The organism is Acidaminococcus sp. CAG:542 (assembly GCF_000437815.1).
In the GTDB taxonomy this organism is placed as follows: Bacteria; Bacillota; Negativicutes; order Acidaminococcales; family Acidaminococcaceae; genus Acidaminococcus.
Map to the genome: position 1 here is coordinate 1 of NZ_FR902044.1, position 16,147 is coordinate 16,147.

The following is a 16,147-nucleotide window of genomic DNA, read 5'->3' on the forward strand; positions in this document are numbered from 1 at the left end:
TGCCTTCCATCGGCCATTGACAATTAACCATTGACAAAAATGGGCGCCGGAGCGCCCATTTTTTTACTTAAACCACTTGTCATAAATCTTCTGATATTCCCCGCTCTTTTTCAGTTCTCCCAGAGCTTTGTTCAGCTTGTCGCTGAGCTCTTTGTTCTTTTTGGCGGTGGCGATGCCGTACATGTCCCCTTTGGTGGGTTTTCCCACCATCTTGGCATATTCGCTGCCCCCCTGTTTCAGGAAGTACTGGAGCACCGGCAGGTCACTGATTACCGCATCGGCTCCCCCGTTCTTCAGCTCCAGGCAGGCGGTATCGGAGGTATCAAAGGTCTTTACCGTAGCCCCTTCGATTTTCCCGGCGGCGTCAGCCCCGGTGGTCCCCAGCTGGACGGCGATGGTCTTCCCTTTCAGGTCCTCCAGGCTCTTGATGGCGTTGTTGTCCTTCCGGACCACGGTGGCCAGACCGGATTCATAGTAAGGATCCGTGAAGTTCACCTTCTGTTTCCGGGCATCGGTGATGCTCATGCCCGCAATGGCCACGTCGATGTTGCCGGCGTCCAGGGCAGGGATCAGGGCATCGAAGCCCATGCCTTTCACCGTGACTTTCTCAAACCCGGCCTTTTTCCCCATGGCCTTGATCAGGTCCAGATCGAACCCGGTCAGCTCTCCGCTCTGTTTGTCCGGGAATTCAAAGGGCGCAAAGGAAGGTTCCGTCCCTACGATCAGTTCCTTCTTCTCCGCCGGCTTGGTTCCGGCAGTCTGGCTGCCTCCGCAGCCCAGGGTTCCCATCAGTGCAGCGAACAGGCAGATCGCAGCTAGAATCTTTTTCATAATTATTCCTCCCTCATTCAGCCCTTTCCGTATTGTATGGCTTTGATTGGGATTAATTATACGACTCTATGTATTATTATGCAACAGCTTTTTAATAAAAATACAAAAAACAACTCAGCTGACCTGGTTTTCGCCCCCACACCCGCCTGCTGGAAGGTTCGCTCCTAAGCCTCATGCTCCCCACTACTGCTTCTCTCGCTTTTCGCGGCAGGACTTACTTCTAAGCTGCACCGTGCTCACAATGGCTTTTCATTGCTTACGTGGATCGTTTTGCCTGCAACTGGCATCGACTTGCAACCACAGACCTGAGTTGTTTGTTCTATTATAAAAGCCGGGGAAAACTTTGGCAACCGGAAATTCACAAAGGAGCGGTTTTAGTGTATACTGAAAGCGGATAGAAATCTCAAGCAAAGGTCGAATTCTCATGATCACCATTCCCCAATTCCTGGATTTTCCCACGGATACCGACACCACGGAAATCGTACAGGGGTTCCTGAAACTGCTGGAACTGAAAAGCCACGGGCTCTTTCTCCACAGCCAGCAGGTGGCCAACTATGCGGCTGCCACGGCCATCAAAATGGGGCTGCCTCTCAACGAGGTCGGCTGCATCAAAACGGCGGCCCTGCTCCATGATATCGGGCAGTTGTCCATCCCCAACACCATCCTGGCCAAATATCCCTATTTCAATATCCGGGAACGGGCGGCCTACCGGCGGCACTGTGAAGCCGGGGCCAGCATGGTGGAAAATATCCCGGCCTTTGCCCATATCATGAAGATCATCCTCCACCACCACGAAAACTGGGACGGCAGCGGCTACCCCAAACGGCTGAAGGGAGTCAATATCCCCATCGGCAGCCGGATCATCGCCGTGGCCAATTTCTACGACCGGAAATGCAATCCCTGCACCCGTCAGTGGCAGATCGCCGGCTGCAAAAGCCCCCAGGTGATCCGGGATCTGGCCGGGATCCAGTTCGACCCGGATGTGGTCCAGGCCTTTTTCGCCTCCATTGCCAATCATTAAGAAAGCACAACCGGACCTCCGGTTTGCCCATAAATCTTTTTGAGGAGTACACACCCATGAAAAACTTTACCGTAAAGACCCAGGGAACCTGTGCCCGCCAGATTGAATTCGGTCTGGAAGACGGCAAGCTCCACAATATCCATTTCCAGGGAGGCTGCCCCGGCAACCTGTCCGCCATCAGCAAACTGCTGGAAGGCGCCGATGCCCGCCATGCGGTGGAACTGCTGAAAGGCAACACCTGCGGGGATAAAGCCACCTCCTGTGCCGATCAACTGGCCAAAGGTGTGGAAGAAGCGTTGAAGGAAGAATAAGAAAGAAGAGCTGCACACTGGGTGCAGCCCTTTTTTTCATGCCCAATTTATAGTAAAATAGTAATGATACATACTTTTGAGGGGGATTTGTTATGCCAATTGGGGTTTTGATGAATGTGGCTGCGGTGGTACTGGGGGGAATCCTGGGGAATTTCCTGGGGCCGCGGCTTTCGGAGGATTTCAAGGAGAAGCTGACCACAGTGTTCGGCTCCTGTGCCCTTTTGATGGGAGTCATCTCCATTACCTTCATGAAGAATCTGCCGGCGGTGGTGTTTGCGGTGATTGCCGGCACCATTGTGGGCCTGGGGATCCACCTGGGGGACCGGATTGTCAACGGATCCCGGAACCTGGAAAAACTGATCAGCCGGGTGCTGCCCGCTTCCACTGGGGACAGCCTGATTCCCCGGGAAGAATATGAAAGCCGGCTGATCACCATCATTGTGCTGTTCTGCGCCAGCGGCACCGGGATCTACGGCAGCATGGTGTCCGGCATGGCCGGGGATCACAGCATCCTCATCGCTAAATCCATCATGGACCTGCCTACGGCAGCCCTTTTTGCCTGTGAACTGGGGATCATCGTCAGCTTCATCGCCCTGCCCCAGCTGGTGATCTTCCTGTGCCTGTTCGTTCTGGCCAATGCCCTGCTGCCCTTCTGCACCCCGGACATGATCGGAGATTTCAAGGCCTGCGGAGGCACCCTGCTCCTGGCCACCGGGTTCCGGATGCTCCAGCTGAAAGATTTCCCCATAGCCGATATGATTCCGGCCATGGCCCTGGTGATGCCCTTGTCGGCGGTGTGGAGCGGAGTAATCGTACCGCTGTTGTAAGAAAACAGGGCTGTTGCGTATGCAACAGCCCCGTTTTTCACATCCTCAGCAGCAATTCTTTTTCCACTACTTTCCCGTCCTGCACATACACCCGGGGCACCCGCTTGCTGATGTTGCAGGTGATTTCGTAGGGAATGGTGCCGGCCAGGGCGGCCAATTCATCCAGGGACTGGTGGGTGCCGAACAGTTCCAGTTCGCTGCCCACGTCCACTTTCGGCTTGTCCGTCAGGTCCACCATGCACATATCCATGCAGATCCGTCCCCGCTGTGGAGCCATGCCCTGTTCCGTCACGAAACCGCACCGGTTGGACAGGCAGCGCATGAACCCGTCGGCGTACCCGATGGGCGCCACCCCCATCCGGGTGGTCCTGTCACAGGTGTAGATGCCTCCGTAGCTGATCCTGGTCCCTTTGGGATAGATCTTGATGGTGCTGATGGTGGTCTTCACCGCCATCACCGGCTTCAGCCCCAGGATCCGGGCGTGTTCTCCATAGCCGTAAAGCAGCAGCCCCGGCCGGACCATGTCCAGATGGGTATCGGGGAACAGGGTGGTGGCTCCGGTATTGGCGCAGTGGCGGAGTTTGAATTTCTTTCCGGTCCATTTTTCCACTTCGTCGCAGACATTTTTGAACAGTTGGAACTGGTGCCGGGTATAGGCCAGGGCCTCTTCTCCCGGTTCATCAGCCACGGCGAAATGGGTGAAGATCCCTTCCGGCTCCAGCCCGGGCAGGCTGCAGGCGTGGATGATTCCCTCCACCCCGTGTTCGAAATAATCTCCCTCGCAGATGTACCCCAGCCGGGACATGCCCGTATCCACCTTCACATGGATCTTCAGGGTTCCCCCGTACTTCACGGCTTCTTCACTGTATTCCAGGGCCTTGGCTTCACAGGTCACCGCCTGGGTGATGTTGAAGCAGATCAGCCGGTCCACCTGTTCCCGGGGGGTATGGCCCAGGATCAGGATGGGCATGGTGATGCCGTTGAACCGGAGTTCCATGGCTTCGTCGATGCTGCTCACCGCCAGATAGTTGGCGCCCAGGGACTGGAGCAGTTTCCCCACCTGGACGGCTCCGTGGCCGTAGGCATCCGCCTTCACCACTCCCAGGAATTTCACCTTGGGTCCGATGTGCTCCCGGATTTTATGATAGTTGTAGGCCAGGGCGTCCAGATCGATTTCCGCCCAGGTACGGCGCAGCGTAGATTTCATGTTCATATCCCCTTTGCAGAAGGCCACGGCTCAAGGCAGGCCCATTTCTCTGCTTTATGATACCACATTTTTTCGGCCAGGGCACGGTTTACTGGCCGAAGCTCTTTTCCAGGGCTTTCCACTGGTACCGGGGATTCACTCCCAACACCGCATGGACCAGGGTCCCCTGGGGATTTTCCTGGAGTTGTCCGTTCTTGTCCACGGTGATCCGCCGGTCCTCCACGGCGAACTGTTCCGGAGCCAGCTGATAGAGCACCGGGAAAATGGCCGGCAGCACCGCCGCATTCTCTTCCCCGGTTTTGGCATGGGCAGCCTGGTTGGCCCGGATCAGATCCAGGAATTCCGGCCAGGTACCCTGCCGGGACAGATTCTGGAGCTCTTCTTCTTCAATGTACTGGGTACCGGTGAGTTCCACCGGGAACAGGGTAATGTCCAATCCGCTTTCCATTACGATTTTCACCGCTTTGGGGTCCCAGGCGAAGTTGGCTTCCCCCAGGGTTTCCGGATCCGGAGCCGCCAATTGGCCTCCCAGGATGTACACCTGGTCGATCCGGCTTTTGATGTCCGGATCCTGGACCAGGACTGCCAGGGTGGACAGAGGGCCGGTGGCCACATAGGTGATGTGCCGGTGCTGTTTCAGTTTTTCCCGGGCTTCTTCCAGGCTGCCGGGCTGAACCAGTTTCCGGCCGTTTTTTTCGTTTTTATCCCGGAAGGTATCCGAAAGGCCCAAAAGACCATCCTTCCCGTTGAATCCGGGTTCCCGGTATCTGGGCTTTTTCCCCTTCCAGGGACGGTCCGCCCCGTGGTATACCGGCAGATCCAGTTCCAGATCCCCCAGGACCAGCACCAGGTTGCTGCTGGTCTGCTTTTCCGGGGCATTGCCATAGGTAGCCAGAACCAGATCCGGTACCACCTGCCTTTGCTTCATCAGAAACAGGGCCAGGGCATCATCGCTGCCCGGATCGCTGTCAAAGACCAGGGACGGGGCTCCTGCCGTTTCTCCTGCCGCAGCTCCGGAAATCCCGGGGATGCTGAAGGTACAGGCACATATCAGGCCTGCCACCAGCAAAGCCAGTTTTTTCTGTATGTTCACCAAGGTACCAAACCTCCCATTGTCAAAAATAACCATGGAATAGTATAGTACGGAAGAAGAAAGGTGGCAAGGGAAAGCGGATATGGTATAATCGGGGAAGACGACAATCATGAAGGAGAGATGCACTATGGAACCCAATCCGCAGGAAAATCCCGAAACAGCGGAAAACAGCCAGGCGTCCCCGGATACAGCGGCGGACGCTTCGGAAGAAAAAAAGACGGAACAGACGGAAGCTCAGGCTTCCCAGGAGGCAGCCGCCCCAAACCTGCCGGCGGAAGATGAGGCAGAAGAGGCGGAAACCCGGCCCATGGACGAAGAAGAAGAGAAACCCCTGGCCCGGGCGGACCGGTCCCTGATGTATTTTTTCTGGCCTCTGGTGGTGCTGATTCTGTACGTGCCGGCAGGGCTGATCTGGCTCTGCTTCCGGTTCATGTACTATAAATCCCAGCTGCTGCTCCTTACCAATAAACGGCTGGTGCTGTTCAAAGGAGCATTCAAGAAGAAGCAGTATATGATTCCCCTGGACATGGCCGCCCAGATGACCATGGAACAGGGATTCCTGGGCCGGAAAGCCGGCTACGGCACCCTGGTCATCGGAAAAGGCAAAGAAGCGATCCGGTACGATTACGTCCGGGATCCGGAGAAGTTCATAAAGAAGTGCAAAGAGGCTGTGAATTGATTCACAGCCTCAGCCGCGGCCCCAAAAAGGGGACTGTTGCACATGCAACAGTCCCCTTTTTGTCATTCCAGCTCAAACGCTCCCGTGTACAGCTGCCAGTACATCCCCTTCTGGGCCAGCAGCTGTTCATGGGTTCCCTGCTCCCGGATCCTGCCGTGATCCAGCACCAGGATCTGATCAGCGTTCCGGACGGTGGACAGCCGGTGGGCGATGACGAATACGGTCCGCCCTTCCATCAGGGCATCCATCCCCTGCTGGACAATCTGTTCGGTCCGGGTGTCGATGCTGGAGGTGGCTTCGTCCAAAATCATCACCGGAGGATCCGCCACCGCCGCCCGGGCAATGGCCAGCAGCTGGCACTGGCCCTGGCTGAGCCCGGCACCGGCCCCTTTCAGCACTGTAGCATACCCCTGGGGCAGGTGCCGGATAAAGTCGTCCGCTCCGGCCCTTTTGGCCGCCGCCACACATTCCTCATCGGTGGCGTCCAGCCGTCCGTACCGGATGTTTTCCAGCACCGTGGCGGTAAACAGCACCGTATCCTGGAGCACCATGCCCAGGGACCGGCGGAGAGCCCCTTTCCGGATCTGTTCCAGAGGGATCCCGTCATAGGTGATGGACCCGGAAGCAATGTCGTAGAACCGGGTGAGCAGGTTGGTGATGGTGGTCTTCCCGGCGCCGGTGGCCCCTACCAGGGCGATTTTCTGGCCGGGCAGGGCATCGATGGAAATATCCTGGAGGATGGGTTTACCCTTTTCATACCCGAAATCCACATGGCGGAAATGGACCTCTCCCTGGAGAGGCTGCAGTTCTTCCTTTCCCGCTTTTCCCGGCAGCACCCAGGCCCAGTGCCGGACCCCAGTGCCTTCTTCCAGAGGCCGCAGTTCCACGGTCCCGCTGTCCTGTTCCGATTTTTCGTCCAAAAGCCCGAAGATCCGTTCCGCCCCGGCCATGCCCATGACCATGGCGTTGATCTGGGGGGAGATCATCTGGATGTTGGTGGCAAACTGCCGGCTCATGCCCAAAAAGGGCACCATCACCGCCAGGCTGAAGGGCAGCTCGGAAAGGGACAGGTTGGGCACCTGTTTTTCCAGGAACAGGCCTCCGCAGGCCGCCACGATGATGTAGATCAGATAGCTTACATTGTTCAATATGGGCATCAGGGTGTTGGAATACTGGTTGGCTTTGCAGGAAGCATCAAAAAGAGCCTGGTTCACCCGGTCGAACTCCGCCCGGGCTGCCCTCTCATGGTTGAACACCTTGATCACCTTGCCCCCGTTGATGCTTTCTTCCATGAAGCCTTCACAGTCCGCCAGGGTGTGCTGCTGCTCCATGAAATACCGGGCACTCCGGCCCCCCACTTTCCGGGTAATGACCACGGACCAGAGGGAGCCTCCCACCACCACAAGGCTCATCCACAGGCTGTAATACAGCATAATGGCCAAAAGCACCGTCAGCGTCACAGCGGTGACGCATAACTGGGGAAAAGACTGGGAAATCATCTGCCGGAGGGCTTCCACGTCGTTGGTGTAATAGCTCATGATGTCCCCCCGCTGGTGCCGGTCGAAATACCCCAGAGGCAGGGTTTCCATATGGGTGAACAGCTTTTCCCGGAATTTGGCCAGACTCCCCTGGTTGAATACCGCCAGCAGCTGGTTGTAGGTTACATTGGCCAGAAGGCTCACCAGGTACAGCAGGGCCAGGATCCGCACATAGCCGTAGATTTCCGGCTGGACCGCCGCCCAGGGCAGCTGCTGGTTCCAGGCCCTTTCCAGCACGGCCACCACCTTCTGCATGAAGATCCCGGGCAGGGACAGGATTCCCGCATTGATGAAGATCAGCACCAGGATCCCGGGCAGCAGCCGGGGATAGAACCCCCACAGGGTCCGGAAGAACCGCCAGGCTTTTTTCCAGCTGAAGATGTTTTTCTTCTCAGCCATGGAGCGTCCCCTCCTTTTCCCTTTCTTTTTCCAGCAGATTCTGGGACCGGGCCATTTCCTGGTAGATGTCATCGGTCCGGAGCAGCTCTCCATGGGTACCCATACCGTGGATCCGTCCCTTGTCCAGCACCAGGATCCGGTCCGCCCGTTCCACGGAAGACAGCCGCTGGGCGATGATGAAGGTGGTGGTGCCGGGAAGGGCCGTGGCCAGGGCGTCCCAGATGGCCCGGTCCGTCCGGGTGTCCACTGCCGACGTGCTGTCGTCCAGGATCAGGATCCTGGGCCGTTTCAACAGGGCCCGGGCAATGCACAGCCGCTGTTTCTGGCCTCCGGACAGGTTGGTGCCCCCCTGTTCGATCCAGGTGTCATATCCTTTGGGCAGCCTCCGGATGAATTCGTCCGCACAGGCCCACCGGCAGGCTTCTTCCAGTTGGGCCTGGGTGGCATGGGGATTTCCCCAGCGCAGGTTGTCCGCCACCGTACCGGAAAACAGCAGGTTTTTCTGGAGCACCATGGCCACGTTTTCCCGGAGGGTTTCCAAGTCGTACCGGCGCACGTCCACCCCGCCCACCTGGACAGAGCCGGCAGTCACATCATAGAGCCGGGGAATCAGCTGGACCAGGGAGGATTTGCCGCTGCCGGTGCCTCCCACGATTCCCACCACTTCCCCGCTCCGAACGGACAGGGTAATGTCCTGGAGCACCGGTTCCCCGGTACTCCCTTCATATTGAAAAGAGACCCCCTGGAAATCCACAGAGCCGTCCCGGACGGTTTTCACCGGATCAGCCGGGGAAGTGAGGGTACTGGCTTCTTCCAGCACTTCCCGGACCCGCTGGACCGATTCTTCCGTAAAGGTAAGCACCACCATGATCATGGACAGCATCATGAGGGATCCCAGGATCTGGAAGCTGTAGGTGAGCAGGGTGGAAAACTGGCCAATGTCCAGCAGCCGGCCCCGGGTGGTGACGATGAGCCGGGAGCCCTGGGTCAAAAGGAAAATCATGACCCCGTAAATGCAGATCTGCATGAGCGGGTTGTTCAGGGCCACGTACCGTTCCCCTTTGGTGAAGATGGCCTGGACCTTCCGTGCGGTTTCATCGAATTTGGCGATTTCCGTTTTTTCCCGGACAAAGGATTTTACCACCCGGATGCCCTTGATGTTTTCCTCCACCTTGTAGTTCAGGGCATCGTACTGAGGGAAGCCTTTCCGGAAAAGGCCCACGGACAGCACGGCAATTTTATACAGTCCATAGCCCAGAATGGGGATCACCACCAGAAAGCACAGGGCCATCCGTCCCCCCATGTACCAGGCCATGAAGAAGGAGGCCAGCAGGTTGAAGGGGGCCCGGAAGGCGGTGCGCACCAGCATCATGAAGGCCATCTGGATATTCTGGATGTCCGTGGTGAGGCGGGTCACCAGGGAGGCGGAGGAGAACCGGTCCATATTCCCGAAGGAAAATTCCTGGATCTGATAGAACACGTCCTGGCGGAGATTCTTGGCAAAACCGCAGGAAGCCCGGGCGCAGGTGATTCCGGCCACATAGCCGCAGGCTAGGGCGCACAGAGCCATGAGGAGCAGGATCCCCGCATAGTGGAGGATCCGGTCCAGTCCGCAGCCTGCCTTCACCTCATTGACCAGCAGAGCGATTTCATAGGGGATCAGGGCCTCGAACACCACTTCCCCCATGACGGTAATGGGAGTCAGCAGAGCATCTTTTTTGAATTCCCGGAGGGACCGGAGCATCATCAGCCAGGAACCCTGGCGGGAAACCCCTGCCCCTGATTTTCGGTTGTTGTTTTCCATAGCACATCCCCTGTTTCCGTTAGTATGAACTATCTTATAGCTTACCATAAAAAAGGAGCTGCTGCACGGGCAACAGCTCCTTTATCAATTCCCACTGGCCAGGGCCAGCGCATAAACCTTTTTCACTCCTCCCTGCTTCAGGGTCCGGGCGGCTTCTTCCAAGGTGCTGCCGGTGGTGCAGATGTCGTCGCAGAGCAGCACGATATCCGGCAGATTTTCCTGCCGGACCAGGGTGAAGCATCCTTTGATGTTCTTTTTCCGTTCTTCCGGGGTCAGGCCGTACTGGGGCCGGGTGCTCCGGTTCCGGATCAGCAGGGTCTCCCACCGGTACCCTTCCTGCCGGCACCAGGGCCGGAAGATTTCTTCCGGCAGGTCGTATCCCCGTTTTTTCCGCCGCCGGGGATCCGTGGGGATGCCGGTGGCACACAGGGTCACTTCCGGAGGCAGGTCCCAGGAGAATTTCCCCTCCTGGCGGATCCCCCGGGCCCATTCTTCCCCCAGCCGGGGCAGCAGGTCCTCCCGCCCCTGAAATTTGGCCTGCTGGAGGGTTTTCTGGATGGCCCCGGCGTAATCCAACAGGAAGAACATCCCGTCCACATGGGGACAGTCCAGACTCCCGGGATGGAAAGAACGGGGATGCCACACCCCTTCCCGGCACCGGCCGCACAGGACCCCCGGTTCCCGGACCTCCTCCCCGCAGCCGGGACAGCAGTGGGGATAGAACAGGGACTGGAGCAGGGCAAGGATGGATGAGAACATGGTGCACCTCTTCACTCACTGTACCTTTTCAGCCGTTCCGCCAGGAGACTGTAACGCTTCCGGGTCCGGTCATTGCCTACAGCGGCGGCCAGGGCTTTTTTGCTCCCGGCCAGGTACACCTGCTTTTTGGCCCGGGTGATGGCGGTATAGAACAGGTTCCGCTGGAGCAGGATGTAGTGGCTCAATACCAATGGCATGAGCACCACGGCATATTCGCTGCCCTGGCTTTTGTGGACGCTCATGGCATAGGCCAGCCGCAGATCGGAGATTTCCGCCCCTTCGTAGGTCACCGCCTCCCCTTCCGCCCGGTCCGGGAAGTCCACGGTCACATAGGCTCCCTGGATGCTCCGGATCCGGCCGATGTCCCCGTTGAACACGTTCTTTTCATAATTGTTCCGGATCTGCATCACCTTGTCCCCTTCCCGGAGCAGCAGGAAGCTTCCCCGGTACTCCTGTTTTTCCGGGTCCGGGGGATTCATCCGGGCCTGGAGCAGGTTGTTCAGGTTCTCCACCCCGCACAGGTTCTTATGCATGGGGGTAAGCACCTGGAGGCTGTCCTGGGGTTGGGTCCGGGCCAGATGGGCATAAAGGTCCACAATATAGTGCATGGTTTCCTCTTCCGTGGCAAATTCCCGGAAGCTGAAATCCTTCTCCCCTTCCCATTGGGGCATCAGCCCCTGGTTGATCCGGTGGGCATTCCGGACTATGGGGCTCAGTTCCGCCTGACGGAACACGTTTTCCAGCCGGACAATGGGCATGGTGCCGCTGCGGATAATGTCCTGGAGCACGGAGCCGGGCCCCACACTGGGCAGCTGGTCCACATCCCCCACCAGGATCAGCCGGCAGCCCAGCGGCAGAGCCTTCAGCAGGTTGTACATCAGCACGATGTCCATCATGGAGGCTTCGTCCACAATCACCGCATCCGCCTCCAGGGGATTGTCCTCATCCCGGCCCCAATAGGAATCCCCTTCTCCGTTGGGAGTGTATTCCAAGAGCCGGTGGACCGTAAGAGCCGGCTTCCCGGCGCTTTCCGACAGACGCTTGGCCGCCCGTCCTGTAGGCGCTGCCAGCAGGATCTTGCACCCGGCCTGTTCCATCACCGACAGGATTCCCTTCACCACGGTGGTTTTCCCGGTGCCGGGACCCCCGGTGAGCACAAAGACCCCATGGTCCACGGACGCCTTCACCGCTTCCGCCTGTTCCGGGGCCAGCTGGATCCGTTCATCCTGTTCCCATTCCCGGATGATCTTCTGGTAGTCCACCTTCCACAGGGCGTTCACATTGTCCCGAAGGGCCAGGAGCCGCCGGGCCACCCCTTCTTCCGCCCGGTACAGGTATTCCGGATACACGTCCACATGGTCCCCCTGGTCCTCCACCCGGAGCAGGTTGTCCCGGAGCAGCTGGTCGAAGACCTGACGCACTTCCAGAGGTTCCACCTGGAGCACTTTGGCCGCCATGGCCACCAGCCAGGAATCCGGCACACAGGTATGGCCCTGGTTGGCTCCCTGGAGCAGGGTAAAATGGATCCCCGCCCGGATCCGGTCCTCGTCATGTTCATCCACCCCCAGGTTCCGGGCCAGGGTGTCCGCCGTCCGGAACCCGATCCCGTCCACATCTTCCGCCAGGCAGTAGGGGTTGTTGCTGATCCGGGTCACCGCCGTATTCCCGTACAGAGCCTGGATCCGGGGAGCGAAGTTGCCGCTGATCCCGTGGCTTTCCAGGAAAAACACCAGTTCCCGGTTTTCCCGGAGTTCTCCATAGGAAGTCACAATGGCCTCCGCCTTCTTTTTGCCGATGCCGCTGACCTCCCGGAGCCGTTCCGGGAATTTTTCTAGGATCTCCAGGGTATCCTCCCCGAACTTGTCCACGATCCGCTGGGCCATGGCCGGGCCCACTCCCTTCAGCACCCCGCTGCCCAGCATCTTCACCAGGCCTTCCGCCCCCTTGGGCTGGATGGCTTCCCAGCTCTGGGCCTGGAACTGACGCCCGAACCGGGGATGTTCCCCCCAGGTGCCCGTAAGCCGCACCTGTTCTCCGGCATAAGGGGCCTGTCCCTTGTAAACAATGGAAATGGTCCCCACTTCCGGATTTTCTCCCCGGAAGACACTGAAGGTGCCTGTAGCTGCCTGGAAGACGATATTTTTAATGGTGATTTCGATGGAAACGGTTTCGGCCATACCCTGCTGCTCCTTCTGAACGTATGTTCCTATCATTATAGCATAGTTTTCCGTTTTTTTTGACAGCCCATGGAGAATTACGGTATAATAAGAAAGCTGAATTCTGAACGAAATCGAAGAAAATCAAAGGAAGTGAACGCCACGTGATTGGAAAAGGCACACAGGCAGCGCTGGACATGTACCGCTGTGCAGAAGAAGTTGTATTCGACAAAGAAAAGATCCGGGATATTCTGGAAGAAGCCGCCGAACGGTTCTGTCTGAAGGAACTGGCCCTGTATTCCACAGAAAATGATGAAGGAGACGATTTCTGTTTCGTCATGCTGTGTACCAACGGCCATCTTTTCCTCCATGTCTTCCCCACCTACGGGTATGTGGAGGCGGATGTATTCACCCTGGAAAGCGCGGCCAATCCGGAACAGGTGGCTGTATTCCTGCGGCAGGAATTCGGTCCTGACCAGTCCAAACTCACCACCCTGAAACGGGGGGACTACGGTTCCATCAAAGACATGAAGCCTCAGCGGAAAAAGATGGTGAAGACCATGCGCCGGGCCAAGAACGCAGGCGCCAAACTGAAGAAATTCATGACCTGGAAAAAAGACAAGGAATAAGACAAAGAACAAGAGGCTCTGCTGCGGCGCCTCTTGTTTTTGACAATCAAAGGAAGAATGAACCATGAAATATATCTGCTGGGACATTGACGGCACCCTGCTGCTCACCAACTACGCCGGGGTGGCTGCCATGAAGTCCACCATCAACGACCTGTACGGTCTGGACAATTTTGAATTCACCTACGGCATGGCCGGCCGGACGGACACCTATATTGCCCGGAAGGCCATCGAAGGGATCCAGGGCCACTGTACCCCGGACGAAGTGACCCGGATGCTCCAGGCCTACGGAAAAAAACTCCCGGCCTCCCTGGTGGCCAAAAAAGGCCATCTCCTGCCCCATGTACAGACCACCCTGGACTGGCTCCGGGAAAACCCGGACACCACCAGCCTGCTGCTCACCGGCAACTGCGAAGTAGCCGCCCATGCCAAGCTCCGGTATTTCGGCATTGAAGAGGAATTCGACTACAGCCGCAGTGCCTTCGGGGAAATCAGCGAGCTCCGGGACGACCTGTCCCAGGCCCTGTGGGACAAAGTGCGGAAAACGGATCCGGCAGCCACCCGGGACCAGCTGGTGGTCATCGGGGATACTCCCCACGACATTACCTGCGCCCAGGCCATCGGGGTCCGGAGCCTGATTGTACTGAAAGGCTCCGCCTACAAACCGGACCGGCTGGAAGCTTATCACCCCTGGAAGATCATCCCGGAACTGCCGGAAGACCCCAAAGACCTGATGGCCATCCTGGAGGAGGAGTAAGACCATGTTTGGAAAAAAAGTTTTTCTCACAGCCCTGCTGGCCCTGACCGCTGCCCTGCCGGTTTCCGCCTACCGGCAGAGTGATGTGGATCAGCTGCTGGCCACCCGTTCCTGCCCCGGCGGGGATCTCCGGGGCGCTTATCTCCGGGATGCGGATCTTACGGGAGCCAATCTCCAGGGGGCGGATCTCAGCTATGCCAATATGACCAGCGCCATTTTGGAAAACGCCAACCTGAAGGAAGCCAATCTCCAGAAAGCCAATCTGCGGAATGCCTATATGGCTGGTTCCGACCTGGAAGGGGCGGACCTGTCCAACGCCAATTTTTCCCATACGGTGCTGAACCGGAGTTCCCTGGTGGGGGTCACCGCCTACCGGACCAGCTTTTCCCATGCTCTTTTGACCTTCGCCAACCTGTACACGGCGGACCTGCGGGAAAGCAATTTCGACTATGCCAACGGAGCCATGGCCAACTTCTTTTCCGCCAACCTGGCCCGGAGCTGGCTGTTCGGGACCCAGCTCCGGGGAGCCAACTTCACCTCCGCCAACCTGTACAACGCCCGGCTCCGGAAGGCCAGCCTGCCGGAAGCCAATTTCAAGAACGCCAATCTCATGAGCTCCACCCTGGAAGGGAGCAACCTGAGCAAAACAGTGCTCACCAACGCCAACCTGGACGATGCGGACCTGAGCCACGCCAACCTGGAAGGTACCCAGTTCTCCAGCGCAGATCTGGCGCTGGCGTACAGGAAATAAAAAAGGAGGTGTGAAAGAATTCACACCTCCGGTCTCGGACCGCGGGTCACGACCCGAGACCTTCACAAAAAAAAGCTGTTGCTCTCGCAACAGCTTTTTTTATACTTTTTATTTCCCTTCAGCAGCAATGGCGTCGCTGGCGCAGACAGCCACTACGTCTACTACGTCCTGGGTGGAGCAGCCGCGGCTCAGGTCCAGAACCGGTTTGGCCAGGCCCTGTACCAGAGGCCCAAGGCAGGTGGCACCGCTGAACCGTTCAACCAGTTTGTAACCGATGTTGGCAGCGCACAGGTTCGGGAAGATCAGCACGTTGGCATGGCCGGCCACTTTGGAGCCAGGAGCCTTCCGTTCCCCAACTTCAGGAACCAGGGCAGCATCAGCCTGGAGTTCACCGTCGAAAGCGAAGTCCACGTTCCGGGATTTCAGGATTTCAACAGCTTCCTTCACTTTGTCAACTTCTTCACCGGAGCCGGAGCCTTTGGTGGAGTAGCACAGCAGAGCCACTTTCGGTTCTGCGATTTCCAGGGTGGTCTTGGCCCGTTCAGCGCAGCTTACAGCGATATCGGCCAGCTGTTCAGCAGTGGGATCGATGATAACGCCGCAGTCCCCGAAGACCAGTTTGCCGTGGTCGCCCAGGTTTTCTTTGTCGCTGAGCACAATGAAACCGCTGCATACGGTCTTGTTGCCGGGTTTTACGCCCACAACCTGCAGGCCGGCTTTGATGGTGTCAGCGGAAGTCCGGGTGGAACCGGAAACAACGCCGTCAGCATCGCCCATGGCCAGAAGGCCGGCACCAAAGAAGGTGGTATCTTTCAGCATGATTTCCCGTGCTTTTTCCACGGTCATGCCCTTTTTCTTTCTCCGTTCTGCGAAGTAAGCGCACAGTTCGTCCATTTTTTCATAGGTTGCAGGGTTGACGATCTTTACGCCGTCAAAGCTGATGCCCAGACGTTCTGCATCTTTCTGCAGTTTGGCGGGATCCCCTACCAGCACGATTTTAGCAAACCCTTCCTTCGTAACGATAGCAGCAGCTTTCAGAGCTCTGTCACTGTCGTTTTCCGGCAGCACAATCACCTTTTGTGCAGGTTTAACACGAGCCTTCAGTTCGTCCATAAATGCCATTCCATATCACTCCTACCCAAATATTAAAAGGCTGGCGCAGAGCGCCCCTTTTCACAGTTTCTATTATATCACTTTTTTCCGCAATGCCGCAGGAGAACTTTTCCCATTTTAAAACAAGTAATATTCTGATAAAGGTGCTGCTTTCCCAGCAGCACCTTGTCAACGGTCAGTTGTCAGCAGCCGAAGGAAATCAATTCTGCAAATTGATTTTGAATGGAAACGCAGCCTGCGGCGGCTAACCCACCACCCATGCTGCGCATGGATAC

At 57.5% G+C, this 16,147-nt stretch carries 15 protein-coding genes; 7 read left to right on the forward strand and 8 right to left on the reverse strand.

All coding sequences use genetic code 11. The annotated features are described in order from the left end of the window. Positions 1-63: 63 nt before the first annotated feature. Complete coding sequence (locus tag QVO43_RS02845) at positions 64-831, reverse strand: basic amino acid ABC transporter substrate-binding protein (RefSeq protein ID WP_022487091.1); 768 nt, start codon at positions 829-831, stop codon at positions 64-66. 424 nt (positions 832-1,255) lie between these two features. Here QVO43_RS02845 and QVO43_RS02850 point away from each other — a divergent pair, with 424 nt between their 5' ends. The 3 genes from QVO43_RS02850 to QVO43_RS02860 all read left to right on the forward strand — a co-directional run bounded on the left by QVO43_RS02850 (position 1,256) and on the right by QVO43_RS02860 (position 2,990). Continuing rightward, positions 1,256-1,852: an HD-GYP domain-containing protein gene (locus QVO43_RS02850; RefSeq protein ID WP_022487092.1), complete on the forward strand. Its 597-nt coding sequence runs from the start codon at positions 1,256-1,258 to the stop codon at positions 1,850-1,852. 56 nt (positions 1,853-1,908) lie between these two features. Beyond that, positions 1,909-2,163, forward strand: coding sequence for a TIGR03905 family TSCPD domain-containing protein (locus tag QVO43_RS02855; RefSeq protein ID WP_022487093.1), 255 nt, complete (start codon positions 1,909-1,911; stop codon positions 2,161-2,163). Positions 2,164-2,255: 92 nt separating this feature from the next. After that, complete coding sequence (locus QVO43_RS02860) at positions 2,256-2,990, forward strand: DUF554 domain-containing protein (protein WP_022487094.1); 735 nt, start codon at positions 2,256-2,258, stop codon at positions 2,988-2,990. A 37-nt stretch (positions 2,991-3,027) separates the two neighbouring features. Here the strand turns inward: QVO43_RS02860 and alr are convergent, their stop codons facing one another. Continuing rightward, on the reverse strand, positions 3,028-4,197 hold the full coding sequence (gene alr / locus QVO43_RS02865) for an alanine racemase (RefSeq protein WP_288174403.1): 1,170 nt from the start codon (positions 4,195-4,197) through the stop codon (positions 3,028-3,030). A gap of 88 nt (positions 4,198-4,285) precedes the next feature. Beyond that, positions 4,286-5,290: a nucleoside hydrolase gene (locus QVO43_RS02870; protein ID WP_195839640.1), complete on the reverse strand. Its 1,005-nt coding sequence runs from the start codon at positions 5,288-5,290 to the stop codon at positions 4,286-4,288. A 127-nt stretch (positions 5,291-5,417) separates the two neighbouring features. Between QVO43_RS02870 and QVO43_RS02875 the strand changes: the two genes are divergently transcribed. Beyond that, positions 5,418-5,969 carry a PH domain-containing protein gene (locus tag QVO43_RS02875; RefSeq protein WP_022487097.1) on the forward strand — a complete coding sequence of 184 codons (552 nt, stop codon included), beginning with the start codon at positions 5,418-5,420 and terminating at the stop codon, positions 5,967-5,969. 62 nt (positions 5,970-6,031) lie between these two features. Here the strand turns inward: QVO43_RS02875 and QVO43_RS02880 are convergent, their stop codons facing one another. From QVO43_RS02880 to recD2, 4 genes are all read right to left on the reverse strand, one after another. Continuing rightward, positions 6,032-7,906, reverse strand: coding sequence for an ABC transporter ATP-binding protein (locus QVO43_RS02880; protein WP_022487098.1), 1,875 nt, complete (start codon positions 7,904-7,906; stop codon positions 6,032-6,034). After that, complete coding sequence (locus tag QVO43_RS02885) at positions 7,899-9,710, reverse strand: ABC transporter ATP-binding protein (RefSeq protein ID WP_022487099.1); 1,812 nt, start codon at positions 9,708-9,710, stop codon at positions 7,899-7,901. Before QVO43_RS02885 ends, QVO43_RS02880 begins: the two co-directional genes overlap by 8 nt. 84 nt (positions 9,711-9,794) lie before the next feature. Then, positions 9,795-10,469 carry a ComF family protein gene (locus QVO43_RS02890; protein ID WP_022487100.1) on the reverse strand — a complete coding sequence of 225 codons (675 nt, stop codon included), beginning with the start codon at positions 10,467-10,469 and terminating at the stop codon, positions 9,795-9,797. Between the two features lie 11 nt (positions 10,470-10,480). Then, positions 10,481-12,646 carry an SF1B family DNA helicase RecD2 gene (recD2, locus tag QVO43_RS02895; RefSeq protein WP_022487101.1) on the reverse strand — a complete coding sequence of 722 codons (2,166 nt, stop codon included), beginning with the start codon at positions 12,644-12,646 and terminating at the stop codon, positions 10,481-10,483. Between the two features lie 143 nt (positions 12,647-12,789). On the opposite strand from recD2, the gene speD reads away from it, so the two are divergent. The 3 genes from speD to QVO43_RS02910 all read left to right on the forward strand — a co-directional run bounded on the left by speD (position 12,790) and on the right by QVO43_RS02910 (position 14,759). Beyond that, positions 12,790-13,254: an S-adenosylmethionine decarboxylase gene (gene speD / locus QVO43_RS02900; protein ID WP_022487102.1), complete on the forward strand. Its 465-nt coding sequence runs from the start codon at positions 12,790-12,792 to the stop codon at positions 13,252-13,254. Positions 13,255-13,318: 64 nt separating this feature from the next. Further along, positions 13,319-14,008, forward strand: a complete 690-nt coding sequence (locus tag QVO43_RS02905) for an HAD family hydrolase (protein WP_022487103.1) — start codon at positions 13,319-13,321, stop codon at positions 14,006-14,008. A 4-nt stretch (positions 14,009-14,012) separates the two neighbouring features. After that, positions 14,013-14,759 (forward strand): pentapeptide repeat-containing protein, encoded by a 747-nt coding sequence (locus QVO43_RS02910; protein WP_022487104.1) that lies wholly within the window; start codon positions 14,013-14,015, stop codon positions 14,757-14,759. Positions 14,760-14,867: 108 nt separating this feature from the next. Here QVO43_RS02910 and pta read toward each other — a convergent pair whose 3' ends face one another. After that, complete coding sequence (gene pta / locus QVO43_RS02915) at positions 14,868-15,881, reverse strand: phosphate acetyltransferase (RefSeq protein WP_022487105.1); 1,014 nt, start codon at positions 15,879-15,881, stop codon at positions 14,868-14,870. Positions 15,882-16,147 lie beyond the last annotated feature (266 nt).

What these genes read in the sequence shown, in the direction of transcription:
- QVO43_RS02845 (WP_022487091.1), bottom strand. Translation starts at nt 831, where the DNA reads ATGAAAAAGATTCTAGCTGCGATCTGCCTGTTCGCTGCACTGATGGGA.
- QVO43_RS02850 (WP_022487092.1), top strand. Translation starts at nt 1,256, where the DNA reads ATGATCACCATTCCCCAATTCCTGGATTTTCCCACGGATACCGACACC.
- QVO43_RS02855 (WP_022487093.1), top strand. Translation starts at nt 1,909, where the DNA reads ATGAAAAACTTTACCGTAAAGACCCAGGGAACCTGTGCCCGCCAGATT.
- QVO43_RS02860 (WP_022487094.1), top strand. Translation starts at nt 2,256, where the DNA reads ATGCCAATTGGGGTTTTGATGAATGTGGCTGCGGTGGTACTGGGGGGA.
- alr (WP_288174403.1), bottom strand. Translation starts at nt 4,197, where the DNA reads ATGAAATCTACGCTGCGCCGTACCTGGGCGGAAATCGATCTGGACGCC.
- QVO43_RS02875 (WP_022487097.1), top strand. Translation starts at nt 5,418, where the DNA reads ATGGAACCCAATCCGCAGGAAAATCCCGAAACAGCGGAAAACAGCCAG.
- QVO43_RS02880 (WP_022487098.1), bottom strand. Translation starts at nt 7,906, where the DNA reads ATGGCTGAGAAGAAAAACATCTTCAGCTGGAAAAAAGCCTGGCGGTTC.
- QVO43_RS02885 (WP_022487099.1), bottom strand. Translation starts at nt 9,710, where the DNA reads ATGGAAAACAACAACCGAAAATCAGGGGCAGGGGTTTCCCGCCAGGGT.
- QVO43_RS02890 (WP_022487100.1), bottom strand. Translation starts at nt 10,469, where the DNA reads ATGTTCTCATCCATCCTTGCCCTGCTCCAGTCCCTGTTCTATCCCCAC.
- recD2 (WP_022487101.1), bottom strand. Translation starts at nt 12,646, where the DNA reads ATGGCCGAAACCGTTTCCATCGAAATCACCATTAAAAATATCGTCTTC.
- QVO43_RS02905 (WP_022487103.1), top strand. Translation starts at nt 13,319, where the DNA reads ATGAAATATATCTGCTGGGACATTGACGGCACCCTGCTGCTCACCAAC.
- QVO43_RS02910 (WP_022487104.1), top strand. Translation starts at nt 14,013, where the DNA reads ATGTTTGGAAAAAAAGTTTTTCTCACAGCCCTGCTGGCCCTGACCGCT.
- pta (WP_022487105.1), bottom strand. Translation starts at nt 15,881, where the DNA reads ATGGCATTTATGGACGAACTGAAGGCTCGTGTTAAACCTGCACAAAAG.